Source organism: Balneola sp., from assembly GCA_002694685.1.
Lineage (GTDB): Bacteria > Bacteroidota > Rhodothermia > Balneolales > Balneolaceae > Gracilimonas.
Genome location: NZMW01000010.1, coordinates 496,901 through 513,888, shown reverse-complemented (window position 1 = coordinate 513,888; position 16,988 = coordinate 496,901). Strand labels below are relative to the sequence as shown.

Annotated in this window: 10 protein-coding genes and 1 tRNA gene; 5 read left to right on the top strand and 6 right to left on the bottom strand. The window is 44.2% G+C overall.

What is annotated here, in order from left to right; all coding sequences use genetic code 11:
* Window positions 1-244: 244 nt before the first annotated feature.
* Entirely contained in the window at window positions 245-511 is a 267-nt protein-coding gene (locus CL667_11920) for a hypothetical protein (GenBank protein ID MAL18406.1), read from the bottom strand.
* Window positions 512-686: 175 nt separating this feature from the next.
* Between CL667_11920 and CL667_11915 the strand changes: the two genes are divergently transcribed.
* Window positions 687-2,897 (top strand): dipeptidyl aminopeptidase, encoded by a 2,211-nt coding sequence (locus CL667_11915; protein MAL18405.1) that lies wholly within the window; start codon window positions 687-689, stop codon window positions 2,895-2,897.
* Between the two features lie 281 nt (window positions 2,898-3,178).
* On the opposite strand, the gene CL667_11910 is transcribed toward CL667_11915, so the two are convergent.
* Together CL667_11910 and CL667_11905 are read right to left on the bottom strand one after the other, a co-directional pair.
* Window positions 3,179-4,477, bottom strand: a complete 1,299-nt coding sequence (locus CL667_11910; GenBank protein ID MAL18404.1) for a peptidase M24 — start codon at window positions 4,475-4,477, stop codon at window positions 3,179-3,181.
* A gap of 397 nt (window positions 4,478-4,874) precedes the next feature.
* On the bottom strand, window positions 4,875-5,405 hold the full coding sequence (locus CL667_11905) for a hypothetical protein (protein MAL18403.1): 531 nt from the start codon (window positions 5,403-5,405) through the stop codon (window positions 4,875-4,877).
* Window positions 5,406-5,800: 395 nt separating this feature from the next.
* On the opposite strand from CL667_11905, the gene tilS reads away from it, so the two are divergent.
* The 4 genes from tilS to CL667_11885 all read left to right on the top strand — a co-directional run bounded on the left by tilS (window position 5,801) and on the right by CL667_11885 (window position 11,221).
* Window positions 5,801-7,147: a tRNA lysidine(34) synthetase TilS gene (gene tilS / locus CL667_11900; protein MAL18402.1), complete on the top strand. Its 1,347-nt coding sequence runs from the start codon at window positions 5,801-5,803 to the stop codon at window positions 7,145-7,147.
* Window position 7,148: 1 nt separating this feature from the next.
* Window positions 7,149-7,715, top strand: coding sequence for a hypoxanthine phosphoribosyltransferase (gene hpt / locus CL667_11895; GenBank protein MAL18401.1), 567 nt, complete (start codon window positions 7,149-7,151; stop codon window positions 7,713-7,715).
* A gap of 47 nt (window positions 7,716-7,762) precedes the next feature.
* Entirely contained in the window at window positions 7,763-11,041 is a 3,279-nt protein-coding gene (locus CL667_11890; GenBank protein MAL18400.1) for a hypothetical protein, read from the top strand.
* 91 nt (window positions 11,042-11,132) lie between these two features.
* Window positions 11,133-11,221 (top strand) — tRNA-Ser (locus tag CL667_11885).
* 58 nt (window positions 11,222-11,279) lie between these two features.
* Here CL667_11885 and CL667_11880 read toward each other — a convergent pair.
* The 3 genes from CL667_11880 to CL667_11870 are packed head-to-tail and all read right to left on the bottom strand — an operon-like array spanning window position 11,280 to window position 16,983.
* Window positions 11,280-13,439, bottom strand: coding sequence for a hypothetical protein (locus CL667_11880; GenBank protein ID MAL18399.1), 2,160 nt, complete (start codon window positions 13,437-13,439; stop codon window positions 11,280-11,282).
* A 4-nt stretch (window positions 13,440-13,443) separates the two neighbouring features.
* Window positions 13,444-16,188: a hypothetical protein gene (locus CL667_11875; GenBank protein MAL18398.1), complete on the bottom strand. Its 2,745-nt coding sequence runs from the start codon at window positions 16,186-16,188 to the stop codon at window positions 13,444-13,446.
* 51 nt (window positions 16,189-16,239) lie between these two features.
* Complete coding sequence (locus CL667_11870; GenBank protein MAL18397.1) at window positions 16,240-16,983, bottom strand: hypothetical protein; 744 nt, start codon at window positions 16,981-16,983, stop codon at window positions 16,240-16,242.
* Window positions 16,984-16,988: the final 5 nt, after the last annotated feature.

Genomic DNA, 16,988 nt, shown 5'->3' with positions numbered 1-16,988 from the left:
GAGTATTGAGTGGGTGTTTTGGCAACAGATATCACTAAGGAGCTCCCTTGCCCTGGCGCATACTTGATAACACACCTCAATTACATAAATACCCTCAGATCTAGGTTCTACATCCACTTCATTAATAAAGTGCGTTAGGGAAAGGGCCGGGGATAGGGTCCTGTTTGATTAGGATACCAACCTATAAAGCTCCAATACAAAATATATGCAGAGCCAATTGTCATCCCGAGTGATTACTGGGTTGCTATAGGTGACCTAGCAGAACACGAGGGATCTCAAAGATTGAACGAATTGCCATGGCTGAGTTTGAGATCCTTCGCGTAAACATTCCCAGGCTTAATTCAAACATCCCTTTGCTCAGGATGACAACAATTGGGGCTTCATAATAATAATTGACCATTTTCAACTTTCCATAAACCTCTTCTCTCTTATCCAAGCAACCAAAGTCACCAAAGAGCTCCCTTGCCCTGGCGCATACTTGATGACTCGCCTCAATTGCATAAATACACATAGATCTAGTTTCTATATCCACTTCATAAATAAAGTGCGTTAGGGAAAGGGCCGGGGATAGGGTCCTGTTTGATTAGGGAAACACAAGCCAAGTATCAAAACACCCCACTTGCAAACCTCGCCGGAAGGCGCGTACTTACCCTTCAATCATTTCTTAACTCCAAGGGTACTTCACTATGTCACGCATCCTGTTTTTTATCCTGCTTGCAGGGATTCTTTCACAAACCCATCAGCCGGCCTACGCGCAAGAGCTTAAAACCTTCACTCCGGATCAGATGCTGGAAGTGGAAAACACCAATATCACCGGCATTACGAATGACGGGCGATTTGCAGCCGTCACCTCCTCATCACAGCGCGACCGGCTGGGGATTGACCATTTCAAATTTGCCGACCCAACCTATGTACAGCAACGCAAATCCCGCCTGTATGTATTGAATACTGAGAGCGGGGAGCGAAATGAAGTCACCGACGGACCTACCGTCATTCAGGCCTCGGCCTGGTCTCCCGATAACCGAACGCTGGCGGTCATCCTGATGGACAAGCAGCGGGTTACCTTGCATATGTATGATGCCGAACGGAATCGCCTGCGAGAGTTCAAACCCAAAACCGACCTGGAGATCGCTTCCAATACCGACCTGAACTGGATGCCGGATGGAACGGGATTGATGCTGTCTTTAAGAGTCGATGGGTGGAGAGCTAAGGCCGATTCTATGTACACGTCCACCAACGACGGCCCGGTAGTGATTCAGGAATCTGACAAGGATTTCCTGGCCTGGGATCGGGTATGGATGCAAAATGATCAGTCGGTGCTCGCGCTGGTCAATACCGATTCACGGCAAGTCACCGAACTCACTGATGAAGTTATAATTGCTTCACTCAATATCCCTGAAGACGGATCTTTTGTCGCCGTGACGGAGGAATTCCCCCTGAAAACAAATTATACCCGATCTGATGATGCCAGCGAAGAGATGATGTACACCATCAGTCTGAATGATCCGGCTCTTCGGGATACCCTGATTTCCCGAACCGAGAAATCGCTGAATCTGGATTGGGATCCTGCCGGAACTTCGTGGGCCTGGACGGAGGAGGGAAAAGTCTTTATCCGCCATATCGCAGATACAGCCGTAACTGAGATTACAGCCGATCGTTATGAGTTTATTGAGAAGGAAGATACCACCAGCCTGAAGTTCAGCTTCAGCCGGTGGAGCGAAAGCGGAGCCTCGATGCTGCTACGTTCCGAGAAAGGATATCACCACATCGACACCGCGGGAACTGATATGGAACTGGTTTTTGAGTTTCCGGAAGATGAAAACAGTGAACCGCGCCTGAACCTGATGCATTGGTCAGATGATGATCGCTACCTGTATTTCACCTCTTCCGCCCGCGACGAATGGCAACGTGGAATGGTTCGATATGATATCGAAACTCAGGAAATGGAAACGCTCATGGTGGATGATCAACTCTATTCGGACTGGAATTTTGCCGAGGATGCGGATGTCCTCCTTTTTGAACGAGCCGAGGGAAATCATCCTTACGAAGTCTATGTCAGCAATTACGAACTGAGCGACCTTCGCCAACTCACTGATTTCAATGATTGGCTCAGCGAATACAAAATCCCTGAAACCGAACTCATTCAGTATATGGATGTGGACGGCGATACCCTGTATGGCGTACTTTATTATCCCGCCAATTATGAGGAGGGAAAGCAGTATCCGCTGATCGCTTATATCTACGAGAATTTCTTTGATAATTCCTTTAATGCACTGGCTAACGTCCTGGCCAACCGTGATTATTTTGTCCTCCGCCCTTCTGTAGATCTCGAGCTGGGTTATCCCGGTGAAGGTTGGGTGAAGGGCGTGACCACCGCCATCAACAAACTCATGGAACGTGGCCTCGTAGATGGCTCGAAGCTGGGCGTGGAGGGCATTAGTTATGGCGGGTACGGAACTAACCTTCTGATCACACAAACGGATCGCTTTGCGGCTGCTATCAATAACTCCGGCAAGGTGAATGCCATCAGCTTTCTGGGTGATAGTCCTAAAATCGGTACGCGAAATTATTCTGCTGCAGAAGTGGGACAGGATCGAATCGGACAGACGTTCTGGGAGGCCCCGGATAAATATGTGGCCCATAGCGCCGTCTTTTTTGCGGATCGCATCACGACCCCTCTGCTCATCTTAAGTGGAGAAGGCGATTGGAATGTCCCGGCCGACAATCAGCGGGAAATGTATTATGCCTTGCGCCGCCTCGGCAAGGAAGTGAAGTGGGTGAATTACATGGATGCAGGTCACGGCGCTGGTTTGGCAGGCACCGAGGAGGATTTCTACCACCAGTGGGAAACGGTGTTTGATTGGTATGAAAAGCATTTTGAAGGGGAGGAGGAGTGATTTGCGAGTGATCGATGAACCGAACGACCGATTTGTGATTTTTCTTTAACCCACCCCAGCCATCGGACGACTCTTTGTGGATTTGATGTCCTGCCCTTTTATCCAGTCGTCAGATGGTCTTTTTTTGCACCACTTTCTGCTGAGCCACCTTTTCGCTCCGACGCAGAGCGTCAGGAGCGAGTCGTTATTAACTCCCACAGAATTAGTCATGGGTCGTTGGTCATTGGGATTTGGGACTTGGGACTTGGGACTTGGGACTTGGGAGTTTGGCACTTATAATTCTACTCCACCAGCACCAACTCTTCTTGCGGAGGAATCAAAAACTCAGCGCCGTTTTCGGTAATCACTACCATCTCCTCTACGGAAATAGTTTTGTAGGTGCTATCCGTTAAGGGCCAGCTGTGGAAACCGTCGAAGGCAAATACCATCCCAGGTTTTAGAATTTTTTGAGCTGAAGGGCGAATTGATGGAGATTGCGACCCGCCTAAATTTGGCCCCGTATCATGAGCGACATAGCCCACTGGGTGGCCCGTACTCCACATCACATATTCTGATTCACTCTCTTCCATCAGTGCCCGCTGTGCTGCATCTACTTCTACTCCCTTCACTCCCGGTGCCATTGCATTGAAGGCTGCTCGGTTTCCGGCTCTGGCCGACTCCCAGTAAAACTGGATATCCTCCGGAGCTTCTGTCTCGCCCTCTTTTAGCACATACGCAAAACGTTGAATGTCACTCACCCATCGGTCGTACAGCTTGATCCCAAAATCTGTTTGGATGACATCGCCAGGCATAATCACTTTGTCAGTGGCGTGAGAATGTCCACGATCAGCGCCTGAATTTACGTTAGGGTTTTGGGTTGGATTCCATGCCTCTCCTACTCCATACTCTTCCATCTTCGCATCCAAAAAAGCCGCAACTTCAGCGTCCGTGGTTACACCGGGTTCAATAATTTCATACGCCTCAATCTGCCATTGAGCCGTCAATTCTGCTGCTTGGGTCATAATATCTACTTCAGCAGGGAGCTTGACAGAAAGCCATTCGTAAATCAATTCTTCTGATGAAACCAGCTTGGAACTCAGCGATGAGCCAAGTGCTCTTTCCAGTGCCTGTCGCTGCGTGAAACTAAGCCCATCTGCCTGTACATTCGATGTGGAGGAATTGATGGCAATTCGATCAAAATTTTTTGTCTTGATAAAATCTGCAGACTGTTCCATTGCTGAAGTTCCCCGAGCAACCGGAATCACGGTATCATGGATATCCAATTCGTCCAGCGCTGTCGCTTCTCCGGATGGAGAATAGACGCGGGAGTGAAATCCTTCTTCATCCACATAAAAAAGAAAAGCGGCGGTACCTCCGGCATTTTCTCCACCGATGTGGTCGGCAATTGGATCGTTGTTATTTTCGCGACATATGACAATCCATGCATCCACATTTGCGACTTCCATAGCTTGCGGTAACAATGTTGAGATCCGCTCTTTGCGAATTTCGGGCCACGGTGATTCACCCCATTCAATCGGTGGTTGGGATTCCGTAGTACAGGCAGAAGTCAAGAATACAAAAACTATTAAGTAGCGGAGCATAGATTGGATGTTGGTTATAAATCTGAAAGAATATCGATGATTGTAGGGTATCAGACAAACGGGAAGCTGGAGCTACCTAGAGGCCGTTCTCCAAGCAGGAGCTTGGGAACGTGGGATGTGCTAATGACCAATGACCAATGACCAATGACCAATGACCAATGACCAATGACCAATGACCAATGACCAATGACCAATGACCAGAATACAAATTTTGAGTGTTCGGAGAGTAGTTTTTTAGGCGGGTATAATACTTCTCTTTACACAAGCGAATGGGTTTTAACCCTGAGCGGATCGGTGATTGTATAAGGGACATTGAATTTTAATCTGCCCAGCCATCGGACGACTCTTTGCGAGTTTTATATCCTGTGCCTTAACAAAGTCGTCAGATGGGGTGTTTTTAAATAGTCTCTTTCACATAATACCCTATATCAAATTCATCCATGGGGGATGTTTTTCGGAGATAGAGCGGGTGGTGTGGGTGGCCGGCTTTGGATATTTTCCCACGGGTAAAAAATCGATTCCCTTTTCCTGATATAGCTTCATAAATATCCTGGAGACAACGGGTAAGGTAAGGGCGTTTTTCAATCAAAGTTCCCCATGCGCACCAGATATCAACACCGGAACCTGCTTTCTTAATCAGGTCTTCAATAACCTCTACATTTTTGTCATGGATTTTTTTCTGGAAGTGCTTATGCATTTTATCCGGATTTGTGGCACGCTGAGGATAAAGGTTGAACATTAACCAGCCATCATAATCTTTCTCAATGGCAAAACGAGCGACGGAAGCAACCGTTGGGTCTAGGTCACCCGGCTTGGCTGTGGATGGATTCACCCCAAAACAGATAAGCGGATTATCACCCTCTTGGCCTAATGAGTATCGAGTCAGCGGTTCATCGTGATGGTAAATCCAGGGGCGGTCGGGGTACATAATGTGGGTTTGGTTCAGCTTTTTTTGAGGGTGGGAATATCCAAATTACAATGACCAATGACCAATGACCAAAATTGCCCAACGGGTAATGCCCTTCCTCAGGACGGCTATGGATATCGTATAAGGCTGTGTCATCCCGAACTTTGCGAACGCGAAGTTCGGGATCTCTTTTTCACACATACCAATCTACTAAAAGTTTTGTAAGATAGAGGTCTTCTTAGGGCAGATCTTTCACGCCATCGCGAGCTCCTTGTTCAGGATGACATTGCCTCTTATTTCATCTCTTTAGCCGCCTTTCAGTCGGGCATGGCCGAGCGGCCACAAGTTTAATTTTAGAATTAGGAGATTGGTACTTAAGCCCTCGACATTCTCCCTTATTCCCCCTACTTTTTTTCATGGCAAAATCGGTGACAAAAAAACTACAAAAGCAGCTCAAAAACTGTCTGTCAGACTATTTTGATAACGATGCTTTTTTCATTCTTGGCGTTAGCGGCGGACCTGATTCAATGGCTCTGCTTTATCTTTTCTATAAGCTTAATTTAGATGGATTAGTTGTTCATGTGAACTATGCCAAACGAGGAAAGGAGTCCGATTCAGATCAGGAACTCGTCGAGCAGATGGCTTTTGCCTGGGGGTTTGAATGTTGTTCAATCCGGCTCAACCCTGAAGAAGCGGAAGGCCAAAATTTTCAGGAATGGGCCCGCAATCAACGCTATCAGTTTTTTCGGGATCTAAAGGGTGATTTCAAGGCAGATGCCATAGTTACCGCACACCACCGCGATGATCAGGTTGAAACTATTTTGCAGAAGATATTCCGGGGTAGTGCGCCCACAGCATGGCAAGGTATGAGAGTTTGGGATGGTGAATTATTTCGTCCCCTGCTTTCCTTTTCCAAACAGAACCTCCTGACTTTTTGCGATGCTGAAGCTATTCCTTTCCGCACTGATAAAAGTAACAAGTCCTCCGAATACGCTCGTAATTTCCTTCGTAATGAGTTCACCCCAAAAATGGATAGTCTATTTCCCGGGTGGGAGAAAAATATCCTGAGCCTCACGGAGCACGCTCAAACCTTTGAGGCGAGCATGAATATCCTGGCTGATCAGGTTTCTTCGTCCAACTTCATTCACCGTGAGAAATTCAATGAGCTGCCTGCAATCCTAAAAACGGCCGTACTTAAAACCATTCTGGATCAGGTGGGTCTGGAGGGTGAATATTCTAAAGGACAGCTCAAAGAGCTCGCAGAAGTAGATTCTCTGCAAACCGGCAAAAAGCTGCGTATTGGAAATGTGTTGTTGATTCGCGACCGGAATGAAATCCGTATTGAGCCTGATAAGGAAGATGGGGATTCGGATAAAATTGCCATTCTCGAAAAGCGATTAGTCGACAAAGCAGTTGAAAAACGTGGAATCAAGTTCAGGCTAAAATCCCGCCTCAGCAAGAAAGCGAGCCTCCAACTGGATTCGGATAAACTTGCCTGGCCACTTGTACTCAGAACCTGGGAGGCCGGTGATGCTTTTCATCCTTTGGGCATGGATGGGCATCAAAAAGTCTCAGACCATCTTACCAACCGTAAAATTCCTTCACATTTGAAGGAAAAGGCTTTGGTATTGTGCGGATCAGATAGTACTATTTATGCCATTATTTACCCTGTTTCAGCAGTTAACGGAGAGCGAGGAGCCGTTTCGGAAATAGCCAAATACAACTCCAGTTCACAAACCTTTTTGACCATTAATTTTACTTAGTATGAGTTCATCTTTTTACCAGCCGGATACATTAACATGCAACGGCGAGAATTTTAAAATCTTCATCACAAAAGAACAGATTGACGAGCGCATGAATCAGCTGGGTAACCAGCTTGATAAAAAATATGAGGGCAAAAAACCGATCTTCATAGGCATCCTGAATGGCGCTTTTATCTTCCTTTCGGATTTGATGCGACACGTAAGTATTGACTGTGAAGTTGATTTCATGAAGCTTAGCAGCTATGGTGATAAAAAAGTATCCTCTGGCGAAGTCACTGAACTGAAACATATTGATGCAAAAATTGAAGGGCGTCATGTTATTTTAGTTGAAGACATCGTTGACACCGGCCTTTCCATGAATTATATGGTCAAGCGGATTAAAGAAAATGACCCTGCCTCCGTTGCCGTTTGCACCCTGCTTCACAAAAAAGCAGCTACCAAATATGAAGTACAATTAGACTTCGTGGGCTTCGAAATTCCTGACGCTTTTGTATTGGGATATGGCCTTGACTACGCGCAGCTGGGACGAAATCTATCCCAGATTTATGTTATTGATAAGGATGAATAGTATAATGTGCGGTGAAATGGCTTAGGTTTTTTGTGATCACTTGAATTATGGTTAGAAAAGGAATTTTATTTTTTTTACTCCTCCTTTTTGTTGAATCCGCTTCAGCATTCCAGTTACCTTTATTGCAACGCCTTGACACGCTTACCCATCGCTCCTGGACTCTGGAAGACGGCCTTCCCGTAAATACCGTTAACAGCATCACCCAAGATTCTCTCGGTTTCCTCTGGATTACAACTTACGATGGTCTGGTTCGCTTTGATGGCATCGATTTTAAGGTTTTCAACTATTCCAATACTCCATCCATGCCGCACAACAGGGCTACTCTGATCCATATTCAGGATGGTATAGGCATTTGGGTTGCCCTTGAATATGGCGGGGTGATATTGATTCAGGATGACACTTTCACTCACTTTGGAGATAAAAATGGCTTCACTAGTTCTGACATCACCAAAATTATGGAGAGTTCAGATGGACGTATGTTTTTCATTACCCATAGTGGGCTTTTCGTTTATAATGGAACTCAATTTTCCAGAGCCTTTGAAACTGAGATAGCCCGCCAAAATCAAATCCATGACATTATTGAAGCTGATGATCAAACCATCTGGATTAGCACAAATCATGGACTTATACATTTAGACCAAGGTAAAGTGACGTCTTACTTCATAAGTGCGGAACAAAAAGATGTCCGAATGCTGGATGTTCATCAAACTTCTGATGGAGCAATTTTGGCAGCGACAGAAGCCGGACTTTTTAAGTGGATTGATGGCGAACTACATAGCCTTCCAAAATACGCTCCTCTCTCAGATGCTCCCGTCTTGAACGTTTATGAGGACGACCAAATTCTTCTGTACCTAACGCAAGGAGGTACGTATCAGGATAAAGGAAGCCGAATCGAAAAACTACCGGATTACGCTCTTCGCACTCAGGAAACCTATCATCATTTCTTAAGAGATCAGGATGAAACGCTTTGGCTAGTCGGAGATGGAGGCACTTTAAGTGTTTTACAAGATGGGACCCTGCAAAAGCTTAACGATGTAGAGGAAGTTAAAGACTACTACATCAATAACATCTTTGAAGATCGGGAGGGGATTATCTGGCTGAGTACAAACACTAATGGTTTGATTAACGTAAGCCGATCAAAGGTTCGAAATATTGGAACTCCTGAAGGCCTTTCCGGAGATAATACACTGGCAATGTTTGAAGAAAACCCCCAACGGTATTGGGTGGGAACCCGGGGCCACGGTATTAATGTACTTGAGGGAAATGACATACGAACCTACGACGTCGCTGATGGCATCGCTTCTAATATTATCCAGGCAATTGGAAAGGGATCCGATGGTAACATATGGATTGGATATCACCAGAAAGGCCTGGATAAATTTACTGGCGATGGTTTCCAAAATTACACCATCGGAAAAAATGTAGAAATCAATGACGTTCACTCAATTTTTAAATCCAGTTCCGGGCAACTTTGGGTAGGTACCTATGGAGGATTGGTTAAGTTCGACCCCATAAATGAACAGCACGAAATTTTTAATCTGGATGACGGTTTAGCCGGATATAAAATCCGCTATATCACTGAAGACCATGATGGAGCACTCTGGGTGGGAACACTCGATGGTGGAGTGAGTCGTTTCCATGAGGGGACTTTCACCAATTATACAGTTGAGTCTGGCTTATCCTCAAATAACATTCGATCAATATATGTAGATGAATCCGAGCCGGGCTCCATCTGGGTGGGAACTGAAAATAACGGCCTTAATCGGATTAAAGAAGGAGAGGTAACTTTCATTAATACCGAAGATGGACTTCCTGATCATATTATACATTGGGTTTCTCAGGATAGCGAGAATTGGCTTTGGGCATCATCAAATCGTGGCGTTTTCAAAATTCATAAAAGTGAACTAAATGCTTATCTGGATGGTGAAGTTGGCGCTTTTACCCTTCTGCACTTTGGGCGTGAAGAGGGCATGAGAAATCCTGAAGGCAACGGTTCGGTACAGGAAGCAGGATTGAGGACTTCCAACGGAGACTTTTGGTTCGCCACACAAGAAGGGGTCGCTATATTTAAATCGAAGCCAAGCCGGGCTGGTAAAGTCCCGCCAAATATTTTCATAAAAAATGTTGTAGCAGGGAACACTTCTTATGAAGCTTCAGAAGTTCAAATCCAGAAAGAGTATAAAAGCTTTGATGTCAATTTTCATGGCCTGACCTTTGCTGCTCCCGAAAAAACACGCTATCGATATAAACTCAACGGCTACGATGACGATTGGGTTGAAGTTTTTGGAGAACGAACCGCATCGTATGTGAATGTGCCCTCCGGAGATTACACCTTTGAGGTTTCAGCGGCAAATACTGACGGCGTATGGAGTACTGAACCTGCCGTTGCAATGATTAGCATCCAGCCTTTTTTCTATGAACAAGTATGGTTTTATTTATTGCTGGTTGTCATTATTGGGGTGGGCTATTACTCTGCCTCACAGGTCAGATATAAGTACCTCGTTCGCAAGCAAGAACAACTCCAGAAAATTATTGAAGAGCAAACAGCCGAGCTCCGAAAAGAAAAATCAGATATTCAGGAGAAGAGTAAAATCATTAAGCTCCAGGCTGAGGAACTGGAGGAGAGCAACAAAACCAAGGATAAGTTCTTTTCCTTAATAGCTCATGACTTACGCAATCCATTTCAGGCTATTTTGGGATATAGTGAAATGATGATTGACGAAGTTGAAGAAGCAGACCGAAAAGAGCTGAAAACTAGTCTTGAGTATATCCACGCTTCATCAAAATCGTTGCTGGAGCTGGTGGAACACCTACTTAGTTGGGCTTCACTCAATACTGGAAAAATTCAACCCGAACCAGAGAAAGTAAATCTTCAGGAATTAATTGAAAGGACCCATCAACTATTTGATCATGTAGCTCAGCAAAAAAACGTCACTCTGGAAAGCGACATCCCAAAAGAACTTCACTTAAATGCTGACCTTAATATGTTGCAGACAGTTTTGAGGAACCTCATTTCTAATGCCATTAAGTTCACCCCAAATGGTGGGAAAGTAATTACCCGGCTTTTTCAGGATAATGAATTTTACGTTATCGAAATTGAAGACAACGGTATAGGCATGTCTTCAAAACTGGTAAACGAACTTCTTCGGCTCGACACCAATACCTCACGTATCGGCACTAATGAGGAAAAGGGAACAGGGCTTGGGCTTCTCATTTCTCGTGAAATGGTGGGACTTCATAATGGTGAAATACAAGTTAAGTCAAGCGTTGGAACCGGCTCTACTTTTACCCTTCGATTTCCTAAAGAAGGGTTGGCTATCTCATAAAATACAACTAAAAAAAACCGTTCAGAATAAAGCTCCAAAAAGGTTGCTATTAGTCCTGAAAGGTCGCTATATTTGTTGCCCTTCAAAAAACGGAGAGGTGGCTGAGTGGCTGAAAGCGCTCCCCTGCTAAGGGAGTATACCTCTAACGAGGTATCGAGGGTTCGAATCCCTCCCTCTCCGCATTTATTCAGGATAAACACACAATCTATCCTGAATTTATTTTTTACTCCCCCCCCCCTTACTTTGTCTTCATAATGAAGACCCCATTCCAATCGGGACCGGGCTGATTTTCTCGCATCATTTCACACCGATCTATAAATATTCCGGAAGGGTTACGTCTGTATTTTTCGAGTTTCTCAGAGGCTTTGAATTTTGAAATGGCCTCATCCCATTCTTGTTTGAAATAAAGATCAAGCGCTTCTTCATACAATCCAATACACTCTTTCATGGGTTCTTCAACATCATCTCTAAGCCCGGCTATCTCGTACACTTTTACCGGCTTCGTTCTTCCTTTAACTACAATATGATCGAGCAAACGAAACACACAATCATCACCGAATTTCTCCGCCTCATTTTTTGTAGATTCCGTAACCATCGTGAACACCTCATACTTCTTAGCCCCTGTTTCACACCTGGAAGCTAAATTCACATTGTCTCCCATCATCGTGTAGTTGAAGCGCCGGCTTGAACCCATATTTCCTGTAACCATCAACCCAGTGTTCATCCCCATTCTTTGCTGCATGGTATACACCAGTTCAGGCCAGCCGTCCTTTTTCCATTTCTCTCTTAGTTCAGCCAGCTGCTTTTGCATTAATTGCGATGAAATACAGGCTTGAAGGGCATGATCTTTTTGAGGAACCGGTGACCCAAAAAAAGCAACAATGGCATCGCCGATGTATTTATCTAAGGTGCCGCCTCGGTTATTCAGAGTATCGGTCATCGTACTCAGATATTCATTAATAAGCTTAACAAGCTGCTTCGCCTCAAGCTGTTCGGAGAATGTTGAAAATGAAACAACATCACTGAAAAAAGCCGTCATATACGTCTCTTCACCGCCAAGCTGTGGTTCTTCCCCCGATTCTATCATACGGTCAACCAGTTCGGGTGATACATAGGATGCGAACATCCCTTTAATCCTCCGTTTCTCTTTTTCCTCAATGTAATACTCGTAACCAACCATACTTATCTGGGTTATCACCACAGCTAGAATTGGGCCTGTGATCATCATCAAAACATTATGATCTATAAATGCCCAATAAGTGATGGCCGTATATCCGCTGCCCAAAATTATGGATACCAGCAGTCCCCAGTTTGCATTCCCAAAACGATTCAAAAGTGCCAGGCTCAGGCAAAAGAAAACCATGATGAGTATAGTGTACCATCCACGAAACCGGTCTATATAGTTACCATCTATAATTGTTTGAATGGCATTCGCATGAATTTGATATCCGGGTCGCTCATTGTTGCCTTCGTTGGCAAAAGGGGTAGGGTAAAAATCCTTAAGCAACGCCATTGTGGAGCCAACTATAACAATTTTGTCTTTGAAAGTTTCTTTTGCCAGATGACCAATATCAGGGTCGTCGAAGGCATTAACTTCGAACCCAAGCCCAGACTCAAAAACTGTAGTGTACGTCGAGTCATCAATAACTTCCTCATAAGAAACCGAAGGAAATGTGCTTTCCGGTCCATAGTAATTGATAAGAAAAGAATTGCCTCGTTCTTTCAAAATCTCAAAGGGACCAACGCTGAAATAGTCACTTTCGGGATTGGGGCCGATGGGATCAATTTCATCATAAGAGAAACCGTAATATTCCCGCAGAGCTTCGATACCTAAACGGTAATAATTTGTACCCTGATGCTGCTGACCAAATCGGTACGAGCGTATGGCTCCGTCTAAATCCGGGTAAACCTGCACCAATGCGACTTTATTAGGGTTACCGGCCTGGAGCACTCTGTTTGGAAATAACTGCGAAACCTCCACTGAGTTGTTTATTTCAATTCGCTGGAGATCACCGGCTAAAGTTACGTTCCCGTATTTCTGCATGGCCTCAGCAAATAGCGTATCGTTTTTCGGCTCATAGATATCAGGATTATTGAACACCACATCGAAAACAATGACTTTTGCGCCAGCTTTATTCAGATTCTCAACGAGCTTGGCGTGCAAATTGGTGGGCCATGGAAATTTGTAAGGAATCTCCTCATCTGCCTTTTGGCTGATTGCTACTAATACAATTGGTGAGTCAGAAACATCCAGGGGACCACGCCATTCAAAAAGCTGATCGGTGTACTTGAGCTCTAAAATCTGAACGGGCTTGAGGAGTATCAAAATAAGTGAAAGCAGAAATGCAGCAAGGGCTATAAATACAACTGATGAAATTCTACTTTTTTGTTTTGGCATCTACTTAAAAACTGAAAACATATCGAAGCTGAACAATTCTGTCATTAGCTCGGCCACTTACATTCGTTAGATTAGAATCAAATACTAAGGCATGATACTCATTAAAATTATATCGTGCTCCTGCCTGAATTACAAAAGTTGAAAAGGTGCTTTTAGTTATATCATCTCCCAAAATAAAGTAATCATCGTAAACATTATCGTTTAACTCATCACTGTTTGGGTTATCACGAATCAGCAGCATTCTGTTCTCTGTCTTATTCTGAGTGATAGCTAACCGGCCGTTTACCGTTAATTTGTCTTCCATCATCCTAAAATTACCTCCGGCATACATTCCGAAAATATTAATTTTGTTCAGCCCACTCCCTGCTTCAGTATTGTTATAAGTAAACCCAAATTGGGTTTCTAAAGGAAGGTCGCTAAATCTGGAATTTAAACTCAGGGAGAAAGCAGAACTTGCGATATCACCATAAGCGAATACTTCATCGGTCGTATTCAGGTTTGTATAGCTCAGCGAAATATCGTTTCGGGCATTCATCAGGCTAAATTGTTGCGTGATGGATGTATTGATATTTACAGAATAGTTAGATCGGGGAGTTGCTGTGCTAAGAATAATCAGCGTATCCTGCCCATTGATATTTCTTTGTTCCTGCCGGATGTTTTGTACTGCGGCATTCACCAAATCATCTGACAGTAAGAAGTTTTGCCGCTCTACTCCATTATCACGGGTACGATATCTGAGTCCGGCACTTACCCTTGGCAAGCTACGGTCTACCGGATACCAGCTCACATTAGTGCGATAGGTATTGGTATTAGTGGTCGCATCACGGGTGCCGGTCACATTATCGTTTAGGTTTTCATAGCCCAGTGTCACATACATTCTGTTTGAAAGGAAATTAAGCCGGTCAGAAATAGTAAAGCCGGCCACATCTTTTCGAATGGTTGAGTTGGCGAGGGAATTAAAACCAGGACCAATCCAGCGGTATTGAAGCCTGAAGTTGTTGTTCGGATACCTAAGCGAAAGTTCACTATTGGTCGCCAAAATACCGGTCGGGAAAAACGCATTGCCGCTCAGTTCTCCACTTTCATCTTCAGAGATTCTAAAAGGAAGGGTATTCATATTTTCGTTTACGATAATAAGCCAGGAAAGCTGTTCCAGTAAATCAGCCGTTTTTTGATTTACATCGAAACCCAGATCCTCAGCACGCTGTACAGTGAGCGGACCGTCATAAATATTGTTATTAAGTGCGCTGATTACCGCTTCCGACTCCAGTCTGACTCTGTTATTCAGCAACCCCATTTTAAAATCTGCCCCTGCGACAAGATTGCCTTTCGGTTTTACATTCCCTCCCCGAACGTCCAGCCGATCCGGATTTGCCAACAAACTGTCTATATCATCTGAATTCAGGTTACTGCCATACACTGCTGAAGAACTTGCTAAATCAAGATAATCCCTGACATTAAAAATGGAAGTGGTGTCATCCTGAATCCTTAGTGCCTGTATTCCAATCTGAAACTTTTCTTCGTTACCAAAGCCAATTCTTCCTCCTGTAACCTTTCGCTGAAAACTTCCTCTTCCCCCTTCCTGATACGTTAGAAGGAAGTTTTGATCAACAACTGAATCGGCACCGACTACCACATCTTCAACCAAAAGGCTGTCATATTGATTGGTAATTTCACGGTCTAATTCCCCGTATATAAACTGCAGGTTGATGTTCTCATTAAGCAAATGCAAAGACGTGTTCAGCCCATGAACTCTTCGCCCTGAGATTGTAAACTGACTCATTGTTGGATACACATGGCCAGCTTCAAAATCCCACCAGTCGCCATAGGCTAAATCAATTCCATATCTATTTTGGGGCTGAAGTCGTACTGATTCCTGAGAGGTCAAATAGCCATTGAGGGAATACCGGAAATCTCCATAGGCTCCATTAATATTCGTTCGACCGGTGTATGCATTGTTCACGTCTCCGGAAATAATCTGATTACGTGCCGTCAATTCAACCCTGCCTTGTGGAATTCGACTGGGACCAAATCCCTGAAAGCTCGCCTGTCCCGGAGAAACAACCGCAAACCTCCAGTCTGTCACAGCAAATACTTTTCCTTCTGTTTGGTATTCAAGTGAAATAGTGTGTGGCCCTGAACCAAGGTCTTTAGGTATATAAGAAATATAGTATGCACTGGTGTCGGCCTCGGCGGTAACATCTTTTCCATCAATGAGCAGTTTAAATACACCGGGAGGCAAATCAGACTTTTCGTAGAACAACGCCAGAGCAATGACTACATCATCAGTAGTGACTCCATTACCGGGGCGTGGAGAAAGAATGGTGTAATCAACTCCTTCTAACTGTTCCTTTTGCTCACTAAGCTGCTCAACCACCTCAACTTCAACAGGGTTCTCGGAAGGTAGGTTATTGGGGAAAAATAGTGTTTCGCCTGAGATAAGCTGAACTTCCAAATAATATTCGACCGTACTTACATTTTGGTTTCTAATATCCAGGGAAGCCGTCAGCCCTCCATTTTGAAAACGAACTTCTTGCTGTTGATAGCTAAAATCCCCATCAAACCTGTAGAAAAGGTTTGCTTGCTGTAAATCTGCCTCAGTGATTCCGGGCAGGCTGAACTCCAGCGTATTCGTACTCCCTTTTTGTAAAGCAACAGGAGCTTGATGCTGAATGGTATATTGGCCATATGCATTCGCTGCAGCCAACATCAGAATTAGTAGTGTTGTACCTTTTTTAAAAAACCCCATTACAGGTTAATTGTTGATTTACCTTAAGCCTTAAACCCAAGAATTGTGCTGTTAATTATTTCCTTTTTCAAAAACATCAATTCGAACTTCCCTTAGCTGCCCATTTTGATCACGGAAGCGCAATATGATTTCTTTCTCGACTAAATCATTTTCGATTTCGTCAAAACCTTCATTTAGTTCGCTTAACTGCTGATCATTCAGAGTACCCGAATCTATGTTATTTCCTTGCTCGTCCACCCGTGCGAACATCTTCTCAAATAGAGAGACCGTTTGCCCCGAGTTAAGTGCTGTCACATCTACTTGTCCTTCCTCTACCCAAACATATCCTTCTGAAGTACTGCCAAAGTCTGTACCCTGTACCGAAGCTAACGACCGATTGGTCGCCACTTCAAAATCATTTCCACCCTGAGGCTCAACGTTTAAAAAGATTTCACCGTTAATAATGTTAATCCTCGTATTCATCGCTTTAGATGCCGTTGCAACATCACCATTGATAATCAGCAAAGAACTTGGTTTTACTTTAGCTACACTGGCATCCATAAAAACAACCAAAGCAAAGCCTTCATCATCCGTTTCCAAAGAATCTCCGCTAAAGAGCTGCTCCCCTTTATTTTCACTTAAATCTAATTCCATCATCTTGTCAACCGTCATATTCCGAACTTCTACAGTCGGTTTGAAATGCTTAACAATAGCTATAGAACGATCAGATTGGGCCTGAACGTACTCCGGGCAGATAAAACTTAGTATCAGTACCAGGCCAAATAGTATGTAAAAATATCGTAGCAAAATTTTCATAATAA

Excerpts from the sequence above, each read along its gene's own strand:
- CL667_11920 (MAL18406.1), bottom strand. The coding sequence starts at position 511 with ATGTGTATTTATGCAATTGAGGCGAGTCATCAAGTATGCGCCAGGGCA.
- CL667_11915 (MAL18405.1), top strand. The coding sequence starts at position 687 with ATGTCACGCATCCTGTTTTTTATCCTGCTTGCAGGGATTCTTTCACAA.
- CL667_11910 (MAL18404.1), bottom strand. The coding sequence starts at position 4,477 with ATGCTCCGCTACTTAATAGTTTTTGTATTCTTGACTTCTGCCTGTACT.
- CL667_11905 (MAL18403.1), bottom strand. The coding sequence starts at position 5,405 with ATGTACCCCGACCGCCCCTGGATTTACCATCACGATGAACCGCTGACT.
- tilS (MAL18402.1), top strand. The coding sequence starts at position 5,801 with ATGGCAAAATCGGTGACAAAAAAACTACAAAAGCAGCTCAAAAACTGT.
- hpt (MAL18401.1), top strand. The coding sequence starts at position 7,149 with ATGAGTTCATCTTTTTACCAGCCGGATACATTAACATGCAACGGCGAG.
- CL667_11890 (MAL18400.1), top strand. The coding sequence starts at position 7,763 with ATGGTTAGAAAAGGAATTTTATTTTTTTTACTCCTCCTTTTTGTTGAA.
- CL667_11880 (MAL18399.1), bottom strand. The coding sequence starts at position 13,439 with ATGCCAAAACAAAAAAGTAGAATTTCATCAGTTGTATTTATAGCCCTT.
- CL667_11875 (MAL18398.1), bottom strand. The coding sequence starts at position 16,188 with ATGGGGTTTTTTAAAAAAGGTACAACACTACTAATTCTGATGTTGGCT.
- CL667_11870 (MAL18397.1), bottom strand. The coding sequence starts at position 16,983 with ATGAAAATTTTGCTACGATATTTTTACATACTATTTGGCCTGGTACTG.